The 19342-nt window shown below is 63.6% G+C and carries 16 protein-coding genes; 9 read left to right on the top strand and 7 right to left on the bottom strand.

Annotation, left to right across the window (positions count from 1 at the left end; translation table 11 throughout):
* Positions 1–506: 506 nt before the first annotated feature.
* Complete coding sequence (locus TSA1_RS29520) at positions 507–929, bottom strand: response regulator (protein WP_174719346.1); 423 nt, start codon at positions 927–929, stop codon at positions 507–509.
* A gap of 499 nt (positions 930–1428) precedes the next feature.
* Between TSA1_RS29520 and TSA1_RS29515 the strand changes: the two genes are divergently transcribed.
* The 4 genes from TSA1_RS29515 to TSA1_RS29500 all read left to right on the top strand — a co-directional run bounded on the left by TSA1_RS29515 (position 1429) and on the right by TSA1_RS29500 (position 4003).
* Positions 1429–2139, top strand: a complete 711-nt coding sequence (locus tag TSA1_RS29515; protein ID WP_100179395.1) for a Crp/Fnr family transcriptional regulator — start codon at positions 1429–1431, stop codon at positions 2137–2139.
* Positions 2140–2329: 190 nt separating this feature from the next.
* Complete coding sequence (locus TSA1_RS29510) at positions 2330–3028, top strand: Crp/Fnr family transcriptional regulator (RefSeq protein WP_174719124.1); 699 nt, start codon at positions 2330–2332, stop codon at positions 3026–3028.
* 130 nt (positions 3029–3158) lie between these two features.
* Positions 3159–3563 (top strand): Hpt domain-containing protein, encoded by a 405-nt coding sequence (locus TSA1_RS29505; RefSeq protein ID WP_100179393.1) that lies wholly within the window; start codon positions 3159–3161, stop codon positions 3561–3563.
* 191 nt (positions 3564–3754) lie between these two features.
* Positions 3755–4003: a hypothetical protein gene (locus TSA1_RS29500; RefSeq protein WP_100179392.1), complete on the top strand. Its 249-nt coding sequence runs from the start codon at positions 3755–3757 to the stop codon at positions 4001–4003.
* Positions 4004–4053: 50 nt separating this feature from the next.
* On the opposite strand, the gene TSA1_RS29495 is transcribed toward TSA1_RS29500, so the two are convergent.
* Entirely contained in the window at positions 4054–4677 is a 624-nt protein-coding gene (locus TSA1_RS29495) for a helix-turn-helix domain-containing protein (RefSeq protein ID WP_100179391.1), read from the bottom strand.
* Between the two features lie 335 nt (positions 4678–5012).
* On the opposite strand from TSA1_RS29495, the gene TSA1_RS29490 reads away from it, so the two are divergent.
* Both TSA1_RS29490 and TSA1_RS29485 read left to right on the top strand, forming a co-directional pair.
* Complete coding sequence (locus TSA1_RS29490) at positions 5013–6176, top strand: hypothetical protein (RefSeq protein WP_100179390.1); 1164 nt, start codon at positions 5013–5015, stop codon at positions 6174–6176.
* Positions 6177–6929: 753 nt separating this feature from the next.
* A complete protein-coding gene (locus tag TSA1_RS29485; protein WP_100179389.1) occupies positions 6930–8135 on the top strand; it encodes an EAL domain-containing response regulator in 1206 nt (401 codons plus the stop codon).
* A gap of 16 nt (positions 8136–8151) precedes the next feature.
* Here TSA1_RS29485 and TSA1_RS29480 read toward each other — a convergent pair whose 3' ends face one another.
* The gene (locus tag TSA1_RS29480) at positions 8152–9012 is read right to left on the bottom strand and encodes a DMT family transporter (protein ID WP_100179388.1); all 861 of its coding nucleotides are present in this window, start codon (positions 9010–9012) and stop codon (positions 8152–8154) included.
* A 164-nt stretch (positions 9013–9176) separates the two neighbouring features.
* Between TSA1_RS29480 and TSA1_RS29475 the strand changes: the two genes are divergently transcribed.
* The 3 genes from TSA1_RS29475 (at position 9177) to TSA1_RS29465 (ending at position 12972) form a co-directional block, all read left to right on the top strand.
* The gene (locus TSA1_RS29475) at positions 9177–10541 is read left to right on the top strand and encodes an aminotransferase-like domain-containing protein (RefSeq protein ID WP_174719123.1); all 1365 of its coding nucleotides are present in this window, start codon (positions 9177–9179) and stop codon (positions 10539–10541) included.
* Between the two features lie 127 nt (positions 10542–10668).
* Positions 10669–11334 (top strand): hypothetical protein, encoded by a 666-nt coding sequence (locus TSA1_RS29470; protein WP_100179386.1) that lies wholly within the window; start codon positions 10669–10671, stop codon positions 11332–11334.
* 36 nt (positions 11335–11370) lie between these two features.
* Positions 11371–12972, top strand: coding sequence for an SEC-C metal-binding domain-containing protein (locus TSA1_RS29465; RefSeq protein WP_100179385.1), 1602 nt, complete (start codon positions 11371–11373; stop codon positions 12970–12972).
* Positions 12973–13029: 57 nt separating this feature from the next.
* On the opposite strand, the gene TSA1_RS29460 is transcribed toward TSA1_RS29465, so the two are convergent.
* The 4 genes from TSA1_RS29460 to darG form a co-directional block, all read right to left on the bottom strand.
* The gene (locus TSA1_RS29460; RefSeq protein ID WP_100179384.1) at positions 13030–13635 is read right to left on the bottom strand and encodes a GDYXXLXY domain-containing protein; all 606 of its coding nucleotides are present in this window, start codon (positions 13633–13635) and stop codon (positions 13030–13032) included.
* The gene (locus TSA1_RS29455) at positions 13632–14903 is read right to left on the bottom strand and encodes a DUF2157 domain-containing protein (protein WP_100179383.1); all 1272 of its coding nucleotides are present in this window, start codon (positions 14901–14903) and stop codon (positions 13632–13634) included. The genes TSA1_RS29460 and TSA1_RS29455 overlap by 4 nt, the downstream gene beginning before the upstream one ends.
* 411 nt (positions 14904–15314) lie before the next feature.
* A complete protein-coding gene (locus TSA1_RS29450; protein ID WP_100179382.1) occupies positions 15315–18311 on the bottom strand; it encodes a type I restriction endonuclease subunit R in 2997 nt (998 codons plus the stop codon).
* A complete protein-coding gene (gene darG / locus TSA1_RS29445; RefSeq protein ID WP_100179381.1) occupies positions 18308–19342 on the bottom strand; it encodes a type II toxin-antitoxin system antitoxin DNA ADP-ribosyl glycohydrolase DarG in 1035 nt (344 codons plus the stop codon). The genes TSA1_RS29450 and darG overlap by 4 nt, the downstream gene beginning before the upstream one ends.

Genomic DNA, 19342 nt, shown 5'->3' with positions numbered 1-19342 from the left:
TCGAACTTCACCAATTGATTGTCCACGGTGTCCAGGCTCTCGCTGGTCTCCGTCAGAAACTCCCGCAACAGATCATCCATGAGCTACGCCTTACTGACCTGAACCTGGACTTCGACGCCTGAGCCAGCCTTGGCACGGACGGAAGTCCCTCCCTGGATCGTTAGACAACCCCTTTCACAGTCCCGTTAATTTCATCCTCCGTGCTAATACGGATATTGAAGAGAGGTTTGCGGTTTGACGGCATGCAGCAGCGCTTTTCGGCAAGACCGGCTCCGCGCGACGGCAGCGGGGAGGCGTAAGGTGAACGGGCCGATAACAACGGGGACGACGCGTGGGAAAGTCTCGCTCGTGAAGCACGATAGACGCGGCACGCGGGACATTGAACCGAGCCGTCCGCAACCGGAGGCGCACTCGCGTCCCTCGTTTCACATTGTCGTTGCGACCTTCAGGGTCTGCGCATTCGGTAAACGAACGGTTACCCCGTCGCCAGGGCGGCGCGCGGCGCGCTAACCCAATCGTGCGGCCGGGCTCATGTCGCCATCGGGACGATGCTCCGCCAGGCAATCGTTGATGGCGGCGAGCAGCGCGTGCGGCGTGAACGGCTTGCGCAGGCAGCGCGCGGCACCGAGCTCCAGCGCCATCCGCAGGAAATCGGGTGCAGGCGAATTCAGGTTGGCAAAAGCGTAGCCGGACATCGCGATCAGCGGAACGACAGGCGCCCGCTCGTGGAAGATCCGAATCGATTCGAATCCGCGCATGTGCGGCATGAAGATGTCGATGATCATCAAATCGAACTGTCCATGCTCGAGGGCGCGCAGCCCGGCTTCACCTCCCTCGGCAATCGTCACCCGAAAGTTGTTGCGCTGAAGATAGACATCGATGGCCATGCACACCATCGGGTCGTCGTCGACGACGAGAATGTGGCGCAGGCTTTTGGTCCCCGTATGAGCTTCCCGTTTCGGCGATTCAATCATCGAACCGTGGGACACGCCGTTCTCCTTTGCTTTCAATCAAGAGAGGGATGGTCACAAACGTCATTGGCGGGACGAGAGAAACGGAGACGGCGGAAGCGAGATCCGCGGTCATCGGGCGCCAAGTTTCAGAGCAATATTGGATACCTGTAAGCGCTCGCCCAATCGACGAGGCGGCGCCGGTCAACCGGCGTCCGATGGCAGCACGGATGCAATGCTTCCGGCTCATGAAGGCCCCCTTACCGCTTTTTCCTGCATGCCCTTGCAGGACAGGCGCCGCTCAAAAGCGAATCAACGCGCCGTTCTTATTTCCGCCGCAAATGAGACAGCCTGTCTGCCCTCCAACGGGTATATGGACGACACTACAACCTTTACAATAGAATTTGTTCGCCGTGCAACTGAACGACGAACCGGGCCCCGCGCCGATCGTCCCATCGAACCCGCCGGATTGACCTGCATGAACGCGAGCGCCCGCCCGCCCAATCAACTGCTGCAGTTGCTCGATACTGCGGACTTCGATCTGCTGCGTCCGCATCTCGCGACGGTCGAAATGGTCAGCAAGTCTGTCTTGGGCGAGGCGGGTGCGGCGCTGAGATATGTCCACTTCCCGCATGGCGGATCGGTTTCGATCACGGTGGGCCTGTCCGAAGGACAGATGATCGAGGTTGCGATGCTGGGCCGCGACAGCGCCATAGGCGGCGGCGCGGCGCTGGCCGACGGCATCGCGCCGTCAGACGTGGTCGTGCTATTCCCCGGCGCTGCTTCCGTGCTTGAAATTGCGGCTTTCCGTGCCGTCGCTGCCGCAAGCGCACCGTTTCGCAAGCTGATGATCCGCCATGAGCAGGTCTTGCTGGCGCATGCGCAGCAGTCGCTGCTCTGCAATACGATCCACCCTGTGGAGGCGCGGCTCGCGCGCTGGCTCTTGCGCGCCAGCGACCTGTCCGACAGTGGAATCCTGCCGCTGACTCAGGAGGCGCTGGCGCAGATGATCGGGGTCCGGCGAAACGCCATCTCGCTGGTCGCGCACGAGCTCCAGCGCGCCGGCATCATCCACTACAGCCGGGGCCACATCGAAATCCTCGATCTGCGGGCGCTGCAGACGACGGCTTGCGAGTGCTATGCCACGGTGAAAGCCTACCATGTCCGCCTGGTGGGGACGGCGCCGTGACGACGGTGCGAGGGCCTCGACTGTGTGCCGGCTTGAATGCTGTATTCCAGGAACGGTCGCCGGGGCGGACATCTTGTCCCAATTGCCAATATATCCCGACATGAACATGATGGAACCTGACCTGCGCCGGACGTGGATCTCGCACATGGCGATTTGATCGCGCAGGAAACGGGAGGCAGCTTTGGAAACGATGGTGCGCCCATCCAACGGTTTCCTGTCCGCATTGCCGGCAGACGATTATGAATTGATCCGCCCGCACCTGCGAACGGTCGATCTGCCCCACGACGCCGTGCTGGTCGAGACCGGCGAGACGCTGAAGCGCGCCTATTTTCCCCACCGCGGCGTCATCTCGCTGGTGGTGAAACTCGCCAAGGGCGAACATGTGCAGGTCGCCATGATCGGCCGCGACAGCCTGCTCGGGGCGTTCTCGACCATGGGCGATGCATGCGCGCTGAATACGGCCATCGTGCTGGTTCCAGGCCTTGCATCGGTGGTAGATCTCGACCGGCTCCGGAGCGCCGCCGACCAGAGCAGCACGGTGCGCACCTCGCTGACGCGCCATGGGCTGGCGGTCTACGCCCAGCTCCAGCAGACCGCGGGCTGCAATGCCGCCCATCCGGTGGAGTCGCGGCTGTCGCGCTGCCTGTTGCACACTCATGACCTGTCGGGCGACTGCCGGCTGCTGCTGACCCAGGAGGCCATGGCGCAGATGATCGGGGCACGACGCAACAGCGTCTCGCTGGTCGCCAATACGTTGCAACAGGCAAATTTCATTCACTACAGCCGCGGACACATCCAGATCCTCAATCTCGACGGCCTGCGTCAGACGGCGTGCGAATGCTACGCCACCGTGAAGGCCCAGTACGACCGGCTGCTCGGCGCGCGCTGACCGCCGCGCTCGCATGGTAAACCGCCGGCTAAGGCCGACGCGCAAACACAGGATGTCCTGCTACCGGAACTGAAATTCGAATGCCGTAGACACGGACCATGCCCTCGCGCCGGAACGTTCCGCGCGACAGATGACCCGCGATCAAGGCAGCAAGACCATGTTTGACGTCACCGTCGCGCCCGCGCAGAAGGCGCTCGATGCCGAACCCGCACGCGAGCCGCGCGCCTACGAAGCGCTGGTGCGCGAGATCGGCGAGGACGGCGCAAGTGAAGTGCGCGACGTGTTCTGGAGCGAGACCTGTGCGCGCCTGGAGCTGTTCCGCACGCTCTCGCTCGCACAGCACGCCGGCAAGATCGCACGCGAAGCGCATTCGCTGAAGAGCGCGGCCGGGACGTTCGGCTATGTCAGGCTCGCGGTGCTGGCGCTGACGCTGGAGAAAGCCGCGGAGATGCTCGACGACGTCGAATTCCGCGATCTCCTGGATCGCATGGATGCAGCTTATGCCGCCGCGCGTGCGCAGGAACCGCAGGCCTGAGACGCGATGCATTTGAGACGAAACGTCGTCACGCTTCGGATACCCTTTCAGGCATAGTGTTTTTCGGAGGACCGCCGCGCAAGGCGCACCGGCCCGGGCCGCGCGAAACCCGCCGTACTTCTACGGCTTGGGATTTTTAGAGATGGCTAATCATAGGTGGTGATAGTCGCGGGAAACCAGGAGGGTTTTCCATGTTCACCTACGAGACCGCGGACCAGAAAGAGGTTCGCCGCTTCCGCATCGCACAGTTCAACGGCCGGATGGCGACGGTGAAGGCCGGAGAATCGACGGTGACCGGCTTCGTTCGTTCGGTGCTGGAGCAGGAATCGACCATGCCGCCCCGCTGGACCATCACGATCATCCCGAACGGGCCGAAGGAAGAGATCAAGCCGCTGCGTCCCGCCTCGCGCGCGCGTCCCTTCGCCGAAGATTATTTCTGAACGCTATCGGTTTTCGGCAAGCGCGCGCCGCCAGCAGCGGCGCCAAGTCCTCAATCGATTGAATGCAGCAGCGCCGCACGGACGAGGTCCGCGGTGTTGCGCGCACCGAGCTTGCGCATCGCCTCGGCACGATGGCTCTCGAACGTGCGCGGACTGATCTGCATCCGAAGCGCGCCCTGCTTGTTCGAGTAACCTTCGCTGATCAGCCTCAGCACCTCGCGCTCGCGCTTGGTCAGGCGCTTCTGCCCCGACAGGCCGACGAGTTCGGCGCTCGGCACGCGCTGGGCCTGCTGTGCGCGTGCGGCCTTCGCATCCGTATCCTCGACGCTGGCCGGGATCGGCAGGCCAGCCTTGTGAGGACCGGCAAGCTGCTTGACCAGACCGCAGACGCGCTCGGTTTGGGCCAGCGCGTTCTCGATCACCCGCTGCAGATAGGCACGATCGCCGGTCACGGGCGCGAGCTGATCGCTGTGATGCTTGATCTCGCCCATGTAGAGCAGCAGCGCAGTCAGGGGGCCGTTGAGCTCACGGGCGATGGCAGCGGCCATTTCGTCGGCGGCCTTGGCCCGGGCGGCGCTCAGGCGGACGAAATCGAGCTCTTCAGTTGGAGCGGCGCTGCTTTCGTACCATTCCGACGGCCGCGAATCGGCGGCCGTATCATTCTGTGACCCCATGTCACTCATTTAGCGGAACCCGGGGCGCTCTGTGGTTAACTTTTTGCTCCGTAAGACTACGGTGATTTTGACAGTTTTGCGCTAAAATAGCGACGCCGGCACAATTTGTGCTTGCGCTGGCCGGCGGGTGACCATGCAAGGGTTGAGTTTCTCGCTGAAGTCTTGGGCTAACGGGCCAAAAACGCCTTGATGGCCGCCTTCGCCCGACGTCGCCCCCCGGCTTTTACGGAATAATTAACGGCGACTTGGTTCTCTTAGGGAGGTTGAGAGCGCGCAAATGCCTCCACGCATTGGGCCCGCACGCCCGCGGGAAACGCTGCGAAAGATTGCGTGCCATGAACGAGATCGATCGGCTGTCGGAATTCTTGCAGAGGCTGACGCCGCTGTCGCGCAGCTGTCTGCTCAGCGAACTGGAGCGGCTCGAGCTGTGCGGCATCGACATGCCCGGTTCGGCCGACATTCAGTCGCGCTTGCGCGCCGAGTTTCGCAAGGACGGATCGACCCAGGCGCGCGCCACGAGCCCTTCGCGTTACTTCTTCGCGCCGCTCGAGCTGCTCCTGATCGACGGCGCCCCCGAGCACGCCAACATGGGGCGGATCTCCCGCAACACCCTCACTCCGATCTGGGAGTGGATCTGCCGCGACCTGCTGCCGACCATGGCACGCGACTACATCAAGGCGATCAACGACCAGGTCGCCGCCAACAACCCGAAGGAAGTCCTGAAGATCGCGTCAAACTTCCAGACCAAGGTCATCAAGGTCCTCGAGAACACCCTGGCATCGGCGGAGAGCGCCGAGTTCGCGCGCGGCAAGCTCGCGCAATACACGGCCTCGCGCAGCGCCTTCGACGACGTCAAGAAGATGCAGCTGGTGCTGCGTGCCGGCAACGCGCTGCCGAAGTTCAACGAAAAGCTGCCCGAGAAGATCGCGAAGTTCGACGACGGCCAGGTCGCTCAGATCACCGCGCAACTCGACGCGTTCAAGAAGGCTCATCCCGAAGCCCTGCCCTTCGCGCTGGCGCTGGTGGCAAGGCGCCTGACGACGTCCTGGCAATTGGTGCGTCTTGCCACCAAGGCCGCCGCGAGCAAGAGCGCGGCTGACGTCGCCGCCACGCCCTATGCCTGCGTCGTTCCCATGGTGCTCGACCGGCTCGACGACAAGCGGCTCGCGCTTCGTGTCGCGCTCCGGCACAACCGGGTGCTGGTCGCACGCGACCTGCTCGCCGAGATCTACGACACCGAATACGCGCTCAAGGTGCGCATCGATGGCATCGAGAGTTGCGAATGGGGCGTCCGCCTGCAGCAATTGATGGACGCGATCGCGGCGCTGGTCTCTGCCGAGATAAGCCGCTTCCCGTCCAATGTCGGCCACATTCTCGGCTCTCGCCGGCTGCGCAGCCACGACACGATCGGCGGCAAGCTGACTTATCTGGCCTGGAAGGGACGCGACGCGGTGCAGGACGGCGCGGCGGCGTTTCGCAAATTGATCGGGCAGACCTGATATCGCGCGGCGCGCCTAAAGCGCGATGACAATCGCGCTTTAGGTTGTTGGCTGCGCATGATCTTCTCGGAAAACCGCGGCGCACTTTTCCGGATCATGCTTTAGTGCGCGCGCGGCAGGCACAGGAAGCGATCGAGAAATCGCCCCGACATCACCACCCTGAACCACCAGTACATCAATCGCCGCGTCGTCATTGTCGCAATCCTCGACAGCCCACCACCGGCTGTGCGGAGCAATAGCGCGGCTGCAGCAAGACGCGTGTGATGCGCTTCACATTCGCCGCGGCAGGCCCGGACGCGTTGTCGCAGAACCGTCACGAGCGAAGGCGAAACTTGCGCGCACCGCGCGAGTGCGAATCCGTCCAGCGTCGCCGCCGCTCGCCCACTGCGGACGACGCCGTCGCGATGACGCCTTCGTCGCACACAAGCGCGTGTGCTTCCTCAAGAAGCCGCCGAAAATTAATCCCGGCTGCTCTCGCCGTTGCCTCATAAGGGCACACAGCTTCATTTGCTCACCTCCATCGGCCGGCGAACAGAACGCAACTTGGATCGCGAGACGCATTTCGCGTGCGTTGGCAGGCGTTGCGCGCGTGGTGCTGGGGTATGCGAATTCTTTGCGAAGAATCTGCCGACAAATTAGCTCGAATTGCAGGGCTTAACGTTACTCAAATAATTCAAGCCTGACGTGAAGCTCTCCTTAGTTGAACCCACACTCGGCGTTTAAGAAACCGTCACGGAACGGGAGTGGTGTACGATGAACGATGGGATGGTCGAACTCGTCGGACGAAGGCCTGTGACCTTCGGACGACGAAAAGTGACGCCGCGCGCCTGCGTGGCCGACAGCAAGCGTCACTTGCGCGCTTTCCTTCGCGAAGTGCTCGAGGACCTCGGATTCGTCACCAGCGAATGCGCCAGCGCAGATGAGCTGCAAGCCGTGCTCGCAACGGAATTGCCGGACCTGATCCTGCTCGGCGTCGCCGCCGACGGCATCGAGCCCGGACGATTTCTCGAGATATTGGTGCGCGAGGCATTTGCCGGCAAGGTTCTCGCCGTCGGCGCCCGCGAGTCGATCATCGTCAGGGCCGTGCGCCAGGTCGGCGAGGAATACGGCCTTGCCATGCTGCCGCCGCTCACTACGCCTTTTGCCGCGGAAACGCTGCGCGACCGCGTCGCCATGCTGCTGCCGGAGGAGCCGGCGCCGAGCCCGGCCGTGCATGTCGGCGAGGCCCTGCACGCCGGCTGGCTCGAGCTCTGGTACCAGCCCAAGATCGACGCGCGCACGCTGATCCGCAGCGGCGCCGAGGCGCTGGTGCGGATGCGGCATCCGACCTGGGGCGTGGTGCCCCCGGCCTATTTCATCCCCGAACCGCATGATCCGCATTTCCGCGACCTCTCGGAATTCGTGATCGATCGCGCCATGCAGGACTGGCACTATCTTCTGGAGCAACAAAGCCCAGTCGAACTGTCGATCAACCTGCCCTCGTCCTATCTGAAGGAGCCGCGGGCGGTGCGCGATCTCTGCCGCCGCGTGCCGACGCATCCGGCCTTTGGACTGACGGTCGAGATCGACAGCGAGGAGGCGATCCGCGACCTCGATCTCCTGACCGAGGTCGCGCGCGAGATCGGCCTGCACAATATCGGCCTGTCGATCGACAATCTCGGGGCCAACTGGCCGTCGCTGATGGAGCTCGACAGGATACCCTTCGTCAAGCTGAAGGCCGACCGGCAATTCGTCGCCGGCAGCGGCAATGACCGGTTGAAACGCACGGTGTGCCGTCACATCGTCGAGCTTGCGCAGGGTTATGGCGCACGTTCGGTGGCGCAGGGAGTCGAGAGCCGCGCCGACCTCGTCGCTGCCAACGAGCTCGGCTTCGACCTGGTGCAGGGCTTCCTGTTCGGCAAGCCGATGCCGCTGAAGAAGTTTGCGAGGAGCGCGCTGACGAAGACGGTGATGGAGTGAACGTGAGGCCAAGGCCTCACGCAAATCGCCGCGCGAAGAACACGCAGGCGACCACGAGGCCGGTTGCGACGATCATGCTCCAGGCGACGGGCTCGTGCAGCAGGAGGCCCGCGAGCGCGAGGCCGAAGAACGGCTGCAGCTGTTGCAATTGGCCGACGCGCGCGATGCCGCCGAGCGCGAGCCCGCGGTACCAGAAGATGAAGCCGACGAACATGCTGAAGATCGAGACGTAAGCGAGCCCGATCCAGGCGGGCACATCGATGCCGCTCCAATCGGCCGGCCAGGTGAGAAACGCGAGCGGCATCATCAGCGGCAGCGCGAGCAGCAGCGCCCAGGAGATCACCTGCCAGCCGCCGAGCCGGCGCGACAATGCGGCGCCTTCGGCATAGCCGAGGCCGCACAGCACGATCGCGGCGACCATCAGGAGATCGCCGGTGAGCGAGGCCGGGCCGCCGCCGGACAGCGCAAAGCCGGCCACCGTGGCGCTGCCGAGGACAGCGAACAGCCAGAACGGCGGCTGCGGCCGCTCGCCGCCGCGCAGCACGGCGAAGATCGCCGTCGACAATGGCAAGAGCCCGATGAAGACGATCGAATGCGCGGACGTGATGTGTTGCAGCGCGAGCGCGGTCAGCAGAGGGAAGCCGACCACGACGCCGATGGCGACGATGGTGAGCGAGGCGAGGTCGCCTCTCCGCGGCCGCGCCTGACTGAGCAGGCCGAGCACGGCGAGACCGATCAGTGCCGCGATGACCGCGCGCGCCGAGGTCAGAAACAGCGCGGGAAAGCCGCCGACCGCAACGCGCGTCGCCGGCAGGGACCCGCTGAAGATGATGACGCCGAGAAGTCCGTTGCCCCAGCCGCCGCTTGCAGATGGCATGTCCGTCCCATGTCTTGTCGAGCCGCGACACTCGGCCTTCCGTGGTGGCGAGACCAGCGACAATCCAGTACAATCCTGCAGAACTGTATGGGTATGGAAGGACATACACTTTGCGAGACGAGGCGCAAAGCGGAGGTCGCGGCGGCACGCGGACCGTCGAGGTGATGAGCGCGATCCGCGCCAAGGTTGCCGGCCGCGCGCTCGGCGCCGGCGACCGCCTGCCGTCGATCCGCAGTCTCGCCTCAGCGATGGACGTCTCGCCCTCCACGGTGGTGGAGGCCTATGATCGCCTGGCCGCCGAAGGCCTGATCCGCGCCCGCCGCGGCTCGGGCTTCTATGTCTCGCAGACGATCATGCCGCCGCTTGCGCTTGCCGAAGCCGGGCCGCGGCGCGACCGCGAGGTCGACCCGTTCTGGGTCTCCAGGCAATCGCTCGATGCCGACGCCGCCGTGCCAAAGCCTGGCTGCGGATGGCTGCCGGCGGGCTGGATGCCGGAGGCGGGCTTGCGCCGCGCCATCCGTGCGCTGGCGCGGACGGACGCGGATCTGTTGACCGACTATGGCAGCACGCGCGGCGGAGTTTCGCTGCGCCGGCTGCTGCTCGCGCGCCTCAGTGAGGATTCGATCCAGGCGTCCGTCGATCAGCTCATGCTGACGGGCTCGGGCACGCAGGCCACCGACCTCGTCTGCCGCTTCCTGCTCCGGCCCGGCGACACGGTGCTGGTCGACGATCCCTGCTACTTCAATTTCCGTGCGCTGCTGCGGGCGCATCAGGCCAGGATCGTCAGCGTGCCCTACACCCCGACGGGCCCCGACCTCGCGCGCTTCGAGCAGATCCTTGGCAGCGAGCGTCCCAGGCTCTACATCACCAATTCGGCCCTGCACAATCCGACCGGCGCGACGATGTCGCTTGCGACCGCGCACCGGCTGCTGACCGTGGCCGCCGCGCACGACCTCACCATCATCGAGGACGACATCTTTGGCGACTTCGAGCCGGAGCGCTCGCCGCGGCTTGCCGCGCTCGACGGACTTTCCCGCGTGATCCGCATCGGCAGCTTCTCCAAGACGCTGTCGGCCTCGGTACGCTGTGGCTACGTCGCCGCACGCGCCGACTGGATCGAGCATCTCGTCGACCTCCAGGTCGCAACCAGCTTTGGCGGCCCCAGCCCGGTCGCGGCGGAAATCATCGCAAGGGTGCTGGCCGGCGGCGGTTATCGCAAGCACATGGACGAGCTCCGGCAGAAACTCACGCGGACACGCCGCGACGTCGCACGAAAGCTTGGGGCGCTCGGCATCGAGCCCTGGCTGATGCCGCGCGGCGGATTCTTCCTCTGGTGCCGCCTCCCAGGCGAACAGGATGCCACCCAGGTCGCGCGCGCCGCGCTCGAGGACAATGTGGTGCTGGCGCCGGGCAACGTGTTCAGCGTGTCGCAGACGTCCCAGCACTTCATGCGCTTCAACGTGGCGCAGATGAACGATCCCCAGACGTGGGAGGTGCTGCGGCGGGCGCTGAAGACGGCGGCGAAATAGCCAGGACGGCGGCTCGCGGCAAGGGGAGAGAAAGAGGTTGCCGTACGATGCCGCTGGATTAAGCTGCGAAGCTGTAGATTTTCATCGCTTCTTGATTCCGATCCCATCATTCAGCTGAACGACGTTCATGCGCCACTTCATTCTCGCTGCAATTGCCGCGCTCGGCACATGCAATTATCCGGCCCAGGCCGAGACCTTGCAGAAGAAGTTCGGACCCAGTTGGAATTGCAGTTACATCTCGGTCGAACTGCAGGGGCTGTATAACAAGTGCATGGAGTGCGAAAGCCGCGGGGAGCACGTCGCTCGAGACGGCTACGATTCCGGCGTATGCATCAACAAGCTCTCGTTGAGAGAGAATCTCACGACCAGGCCGGACTATGAAAGTCCCCAGGAGCAGGCGATGCGCCTGAACAGCGCGGCCGCCGCCGCTCGCGAGCTGCAGGAATTCCAGCGCTGGCGCAACCAGCGCACGCCGCTGGAGTCGGACGTTTCAGGTGACGGCGGCGGGCGCGTGGCTCCTCCCGCTGCCCGGAGGCCGAATGCCTTGCCCAGAGGAGAGCCGGGCCCAACCAGAGAGTCGGGCGTCAGCGGTTCCCGCGAGCCGGGCGGATCGGGCTCGAACTCACCCGCAATCAGCGCAAAGCCATCCGCGTCAAACGTCAGCGGCCCGACCCATTCGTCAGCCTCGGCGCCTGTCGGAGGCGTGCACGTCGGAGCGGCGCCGACAGGGAAAGAAAGCGACCTGAGCGATCTCAGGCGCAAGGTTCTCAATTTGAAGAAGCCGGATACTTAAAGCTCGAAATTTCTCGAAGCGGGGACATAGACCTCCATGATGCACAGAGTGCTTGTCAATCGGCGCGGCTTTCTGGCGTCGGGCGCGAGCGCGCTCCTCGCGCAACAGCCCCTGGCCGCGCTGGCGGCTGACAGCGCGTGCAAGGCTCCGCCCGCGACGGTGACCACAGACATGCGGGCTGAAGTCGCCGTTTCGCTGCGCGAAGCTTTGAAGCAGGCCAAATCAGGCGGCTCAAAGCGGCTTACGGGTTTGACCCGGATTGATACCGTCTGCCAGGATGACGACTACGATATCCTGCTCTGCGGCGTTGCCGAGAGGGGCCAGCCGGATCTTTACCTCGACGACCTCATCGTCGCGATCAGGTCAGCCAACAGGAAGTACGGGAATATCGAGCCAGGCATTTCGCTGGACCCGGACAGAAGCCAGACGCCCGGCCTCGACCAGATTGCCGGACGCGACGCGGCCGCCAAGCAACAATATCTGCGCATGTGCTCCCAGCAGCCGCAAATGGTTCGCGTCGATTCCCTTCCCAGGCATTCCCGCGTGACGAAGGTGCTGGTCGAAGCTGACTATCGCATGAAGCAGGTTTCGCAGGGCACGCTGCAATTGCCTGTCGATCCGCCCCTGCCCGGGACGTTCACGCGGCGACTGAACCAGTCGCGGCAGATGCTCCGGGCCGGCACGTCAACGGGCGATTGGAGCAGTCGGCGCCGGTTCTGGTTCGAGCCCGGCAAGTTCGAATATGCGCACGATTACCAAATCGCGTCCCTGCAGTCGGCCCAGGTGATCCTCAGCGACGCCGACGCCAACGCGGATGCAGGTGCCAAGAACGGGAACGAAGACCCCATCGCGAGGGAGTTCGCCTGCGATTGGACCGCGCGCATGGAGGAGACGATTCGTGCCGAGCCAATCTGGCGCGACATGTACAATATCTACCGGCATTTCGCGATCGCACATATCCTGAAGGAACAGAACCTTCTCACTTATCATATCACGCCGCTGATCGACGCCCATCAGATCGACCACGTCGAGTTGCCGGATTCACTTCCAGGCCTGGGGCGTTGGGAAACCCTCGAAGAAACCAAGGGCAACCGTCGTATCACGCTGGTGTCATCCGTGTGCGGCGGAGTCTCGCTCGGACTCGCGAAACGCGTGACGGGGACCCGAGTCAGCTCTGCAGGCAATTCGCCGTCGCAAATGGCGTTGCTGTCGCGTGCGATCCTTCTCTCGCGGCCTGAAAAGACGTCGGTGAGCTGGACCGTTCCGGCGACGGCGCTTCAAGCCGCGTCAAAGTGGTTTGTGGATCGGGAAGAGAAGCGTTTACGAGACGAGAGAGAGGCCGAGGAGCAGAAGCGCAAGGAGGCGAACGACACCAAGATGGGCGCGATGATCCTGGTCGGTTTCGTGGCGACCGCATCGTTCGTGGGGTGGCTGATGAATCGCCGAAACGCACGGCCCCCGGCAATGGCGGCCACGGGTTCGGACCTGCCATCGGCTCCACTCATGAGGATACCCGACGAAGCCAAGACGCCGACAGCGTTTGCGGGCCTGCGCCGCAACGATCCCTGCCCATGCAATTCAGGAAAGCGCTTCAAGCATTGTCACGGCGCACATGAGACGGCGTCGGATTCCGACTGAGCGCTACAACTGCGTCCGGCTAGAGCATTTTCGGTTCCGACTTCGCTCGAAAACGCTCTAATACAGCGGCTCCTCATACACCGGCTGGCCGTCGAGCAGCAGCCGCTTGATGGCGGCGCGGCCCGAGGGCAGCACGGCGGCGACGATCCGCAGCTTCTGCTGGTTGCGAGCCTGCTCGAGCTTGCCACCCTCGCCTTCCGGCACGAAATAGCTTTCGAGGCCGTATTTGACCGTCAGCCTGTCGCAGAAGGTGCGAACGCTCGATCCGCAGGAATGGCTGACCCGGCCGCGGATCAGCACCTCCGGCGCCGTGACTTGCACGGGCTCGGCATGCACCGAAACGGCGGCGTAAAGCCCGTCGGCATTGGGCGCGAGCTTGACGAACACGGTCGGGTTGCGCGCGTCGGCCGGCTTGCCGGCGAGGCTACCTGCCGGCAGTTGCGAGATGTCGTAGCGCAGCACGACATAGTCGCCGCGCAGCAGATCGCGCGGATCGACCGGTTGCGTCTGCAGCGTGACCTCGGTGCCCTCGCGCAGGATCTGCACGCGGTCGGCGACCATCAGCATCAGCAGCGCGCATTGCACCAGCACGGCGCCGCCGAACAGCACGGCCTTCGGGATGCGTTGCCAGAGCGCGGCGACGGAGGCGGCCATCTTCATCATCGCGCACTCCTCGGCAGCAAGCGATTGAGCGCCGTGGCAAAGGCAACAGTGACGATACCCGCTGCCGCAAGGAAGGCGGAGCGGCGGAGCAGCGATCCCTTCACCGCCCAGGTGATGCCGGCGATGATTCCGGCGATCCCGAGCCAGCCGGCAACGATGCGCGGACGCAAATCATCGAGCACACCGGAGACGACGAGGCACAACATGGCGCAAAGCAGCGCCGCATAAGCCAGCCAGGGCTCGCCGGCCGTGGAGACCGGCCAGACCGGCGCGGCGAGCAGCACGAGCCCGATCGCGCAGGCGGCAAGGATTTCGCCGGCGCTCTTCGTGAACGTGGCGGAGACGAAGGTGAGGATCACCCCTGCGGCCCCGCACAGGATCGCCCACAGCGGCTGGCCGGACGCCGTGCGGGTCCGGAAGAGAAAATTGTCGTCGACCGTCGTCACCTCCAGGACAGCGACAGCGGCCAGCGCAAACGCGCCGTAGATCGACAGAACGCTGCCGAGCCGAAGCGCACGCGGCGAGGGACAAGCTGCGATCGCAAGCCCGGCGCCGAACAGCAGGGCCGCCCCGTTGGCGAGCACGAAGGACGGTTGGACCCCGTCGAATTCGAAGCGAAACGACGTCGCGATCCACCACGGCAGCACCGCGAGCGCGACGAGATGGGCGGCGGCGCGCGAATTCCACGCGAAGGCAAGGCTTGCTGCGATCAGCCAGACCGCCAGAAAAGGAAGATGCAGGACGTCGGGCGTGTCGTAGGTCCGCATGCAGGTCCAGGTGCAGGCGGCGACGAGGCCGACCGCGAGCGCGCCGCGCGAGCCGGTCAGCAGGGCCGCGGCGAATGCGCCGATCGACCACAGCAGCATGCCGCCGGCAAAATCCTCGCCGAGATGATACATCTGGCCGACCAGCGCGATGCCCGCCCCGAAGACGACCGCCCCTAAGCTGGCGCAGAGATCGGCGAGAACATTGCGGCCCGTCGCCGCGAACCAGGCGCCAAGGGCGCCGGTAACGATCATGCCGGCGAGCAGGATTGCGAACCGCACCAGCCGCGCGATCTCGGTCCAATGCGCCGCCACGAAGGCGAGGAACGCGGCCGCGATCAACAGACCGCCGACAATGCCGACGACCACGGCGATGTTGATGCCCGCCGGCAGAGGCGGCAGCGCATTGCGGATGCTGGCGGCCGCCGCCGGCGCAATCACGCCCTCGGCCTCCCATTGCGCGAGGTCGGCTTCGAGGCGGTCGCGGTAGGACTTTTCGAACATTGTCGTGGGTTACCTCGGTGCCGCTGAACGTCGGACCCTGCTAGGTCGGGTCGTGGCGATGGCGGGTTCAAGCCATTACCCTGCGGCAGGCCTTCGCCACGAGGCAACTAAAAAGCGCGAAATCAACCCCATGCACAGTAGACGGGGGCTGGAAGATCAATGGGTTACAAGGGGCGGCGTCGGGCGGGATTCCAGGAGCGAAAAGCCAAGTGATCCTGGTTTGACTCGCCTGCGCGGCGCACCCACGCGAGCCGACGAGAATTGGCCGCGATCGTTGCCGTTCGTTCGGAATGACGCCTGCCCTGTTTTGCTTCGTCGGGCAAAACAGTGGCATAATATCACCATTGCTAAGTTTGATGTGCAGGCGTCCACATTCAAGCTGCTTCTCCCCAACAGAGTGTCTCACGACAACTACGGCGTGGGACGGTCGTACGTCGCTGAGAAAACCGTGTCGGTGAGCCAACGCTTGAATTCGGGATTGTCACTGAATTGCTTAAACAGCTCGGTGTCGTCCTTCATCAAGCCGATGATCACGCTCGCCAGCGCCTTGTCGTGCTCGATCCGGGCGTTCTGCTTGTCTGAGTTTTTCTGCGCATTCTGATAGGCCGGATTCGCGGCCACCTTCTCAGGGATCACGGTGGCAATCAGGCGCCGAATGCGGTCCGTATCAGCCCAGGTGATATTCCCGAACAGGTCGTTGAAGCTGCGGATGATGTTCGACAGACGATCAAGCTCGGGCTCGGCTCTGTGCCCGCCGCCGTCGGTCGGCACCGGATCGATCTCTGCGTCCTCATCGGAGAGCTGAACCCGCTGCGCAGCCTGTTTTTCGACCCGATAGCTGTCCATGTCGATGGCTTCAAGAATCCCCTTTGACAGGTCCTCTTCGCGCGGCGCGGGCAGTTTTGGCACCAGAAAATTCAGGAAGATCGACAGCTTTTCCCAATCCGCGTTGGTGTAGGGCAGAATCGAGGAAATGAAAGCGTAGGTTCGGGTGAACGCTTTGGCCTTGCCCTTGAAGTCGACCTGGCCGTCCTCATCAAGGTCGCTGACATAGGTCGCAACGCAGGCATCCAGGATGGGATCGAGCCGGTCGCGATCAGCACCTGCGAGATAGAGATCGACGAGTTGCTCGATCTGGGCTGTCTCGTAGACCTGATGCCCATCGAGACTGGCCTTGAGATCATGCAGCCGATTCGGATCAGTCTCGTCGCTGAGGATCGTCGTCCGATAGAACGTGTCGAACGCAGCCCGGATCGTCTCGGTATCGTTCATGAAGTCGAGCACGAACGTATCGTGCTTCTGCGGATGCGCACGGTTCAGTCGTGAGAGCGTCTGAACCGCTTTGATCCCCGACAGAGCCTTGTCGACGTACATCGTATGCAGCAGCGGCTGGTCGTACCCGGTCTGGAACTTGTCCGCGCAAATCAGGAAGCGATAGGGATCGGTTTCGATACGCTCGGCAATATCCTTCGAGGGAAAGCCATTGAGGCTGGCCTCAGTAACCTTGGCGCCCTTGAATTCATGCTCACCGGAGAAGGCAACGATCGCCCGGTACGGGCTTTTGCGCGCGATCAGATAGGCGCTTACTGCATGATAGTACTCTATCGCACGCTCGATTCCCGAGGTCACCACCATCGCCCGCGCCTGACCACCGATCTTGTTCAACGACAGCACCTGCTCATGGAAGTGATCGACCATGATCTCGGCCTTGAGACGGATAGCGTGGCTGTTGCTCTCGACATAGCGACGGAGCTTCTTGGTCGCGCGCTTGGTGTCGAATTCGGGGTCGGCTTCGACCGTCTTGACCAACCGATAATAGCTATTGACCGGCGTATAGTCGGCGAGGACGTCGAGAATGAACCCTTCCTGGATCGCCTGCTTCATCGTGTAGCTGTGGAACGGGCGATGCTTGACCTTGTCACCCTCCGGCCAGGGCTCGCCGAATATCTCCAGCGTCTTGTTCTTGGGCGTCGCGGTGAACGCGAAATAGCTCGCATTGGGGAGCATCTTGCGGCCCACCATGATCGCGTTGATCTTGTCCTCGACGGTCTCGTCCTCATCGTCGTCTTCGGTGCCCGAGAGCGCGGTGTTCAGGGCAGCCGCCGACCGGCCGCCTTGGCTCGAATGCGCTTCGTCGATGATGATCGCAAAGCGACGATCCCGGTGCAGCGAGCCGATGTCATCGAGAATGAACGGAAATTTCTGCACAGTGGTAATGATGATTTTCTTGCCGCCGGTGATGAAGCGGCGGAGATCGCCCGAGCGCTCGGCATGGCCTACCGTGGCGCCGACCTGCGCGAACTGCTTGATGGTGTCGCGGATCTGCTGGTCGAGGATACGGCGGTCGGTCACGACGATCACGGAATCGAACACCTGACCGGAGGTATTCGCAAGCCCTACCAGCTGATGCGCCAGCCAGGCGATCGAGTTCGATTTGCCGGACCCGGCCGAGTGCTGGATCAACACCCGCCGGCCTGCTCCCTTGGCCTTGGCGTCCGCGAGCAGCTTGCGGACTACATTCAATTGGTGGAAGCGCGGGAACAGCTGATCCCGCTTGATCCGGTTGGTCTTGGGGTCCTTGCGCTCGACGATCTGCGCGTAATTCTCGATGATGTCGGTGAGGCCCAGGGGCGTCAGGATATCCTTCCAGAGATAGTCGGTCTTGAGTCCTCCGGGGTTCGGTGGATTGCCGGCGCCATCGTTCCAACCCTTGTTGAAGGGAAGAAACCATGAAGCCTTGCCCTTGAGCTGGGTGCAGAACTTGACCTGCGCATCATCGACCGCGAGATGCACGATACAGCGGCCGAATTCGAACAGCTTTTCGCGCGGATCACGGTCACGCTTGTATTGCTCGACCGCGTCCTCGACCGTCTGCTTGGTCAGGCTGTTCTTCAGCTCGAAGGTAGCGATCGGCAGGCCGTTGATGAACAGCGCCAGATCGAGCGCATGGGCGGTGTCGTCGCGGCTGTAGCGCAGTTGGCGGGTGACCGAGAACCGGTTCAGCGCAAATCGCTCGGTTGCCCCCGCATTGCCCGGCGACGGCGTACCGTAGAACAGCTCGACCTCGTGCGCGCCGTGCTTCACGCCCTTGCGCAGCACGTCGATGATGCCGCGCTTGCCGATCTCGCCCTGCAGCCGGGCCAGGAATTTCTGTCTGGTCGGACTGTCGTGGTCGAGATCGAACACTTCTACCAGCGGCGGCTGGGTCGCGCTGATGAAGGCGCGCAATTGCACGAGATCGACCGTCCAGGCGCGGTCATAGGCTTTGGGGTCGCCGAGCAGCCAATTGTGCAGGCCCGCAAAGGGATCGGGATCCTCGGAGAATCCACCGCCGTCCGACGCCTTGCGGCCGGTCATGTCGGCGACGATGAGGGCCTCCAGGCCCTTCTCCGAGATGTCCGTTCTCATGCCGCCGTCAGCCATCCCTTCGCGCGCAGGGTGTCGTAGGCAATACCGATCTGGCGCGGCGAGAAGCGCTGCTTGCGCTCGTTCCAGGCATGAACCTTGGCTACGGCATCCTCCGCAGAGGTCGCGTGCTCGTGCGTCACGACCCAATGCACAGTCGCCAACAATTCGAGGCCGAACGGGGTTTCGAAGCCTTCGACCAAAGCACCCACACGATCGAAGCGCGCTTTGGCGCCGCCGTCATCACTCAGGAACGCTTCTGCCTCCTTCATCGCGCCAGGAACCAGTGCGAGCTGCTTGTCGGGCGCGTCGCCGCCATCGTGATAGCCCGAGACGAAGTGGCCCTCGATCTTGGTCAGCACGTGACGCAGATTGTCGGCGTAGGGACCATAATGATGCTTGATGTAGTTGAGCTTCAGCGGCTCCCCCGCTTCCTGCATGAAGTACATCAGCTTCTGCACCTCGATCAGCGTCACGAACGGGTCCATGAGCCCGCCGAGATAGCGGTGAACCAGCCCGACCAGCGCGGCACGACCCGCGGTCATCTTCGGCACCTCGCGCGACTTGGTCGCCACCGGCGCGCTGATCGGCTCATAGACGAGCACGCTGAGATCTTCGAGCTTCTCCAGCGCAGCGACGATCCGGGGCTTCACGTCGCTCCAGTTCAGCCCACCAAGACCGCTTCCAAGTGGCGGGATCGCGATCGATTTGATACGGCGCGCGCGGATCTCCTCGACCAGCGCCTTAAGTCCGGAGTCGATATCGTCCATCCGGCTCTTGCCCTTCCAGTGCCGCTTGGTCGGGAAGTTGATGATGAACTTCGGGTTGGTCAGCGTGCGTGTTTCGTAGACGAACATCCTGCCCGGCTGCACCTCCTCGCGCGCGCAGGCGGCCTCGTATGCCTTGAAGTTCTCAGGAAACATGTTCTTGAACTGGAGCGCGATGCCACGGCCCATGATGCCGACGCAATTGACAGTGTTCACGAGCGCCTCGACGTCGGCGCTCAGGATGTCTCCGGTACGGAATTCGATCAT

Origin of the sequence: Bradyrhizobium nitroreducens (assembly GCF_002776695.1) — a bacterium.
Classification (GTDB): domain Bacteria; phylum Pseudomonadota; class Alphaproteobacteria; order Rhizobiales; family Xanthobacteraceae; genus Bradyrhizobium; species Bradyrhizobium nitroreducens.
Note: the sequence above shows the minus strand (reverse complement) of the source record. Positions and strands in the feature narration are given on the sequence as shown.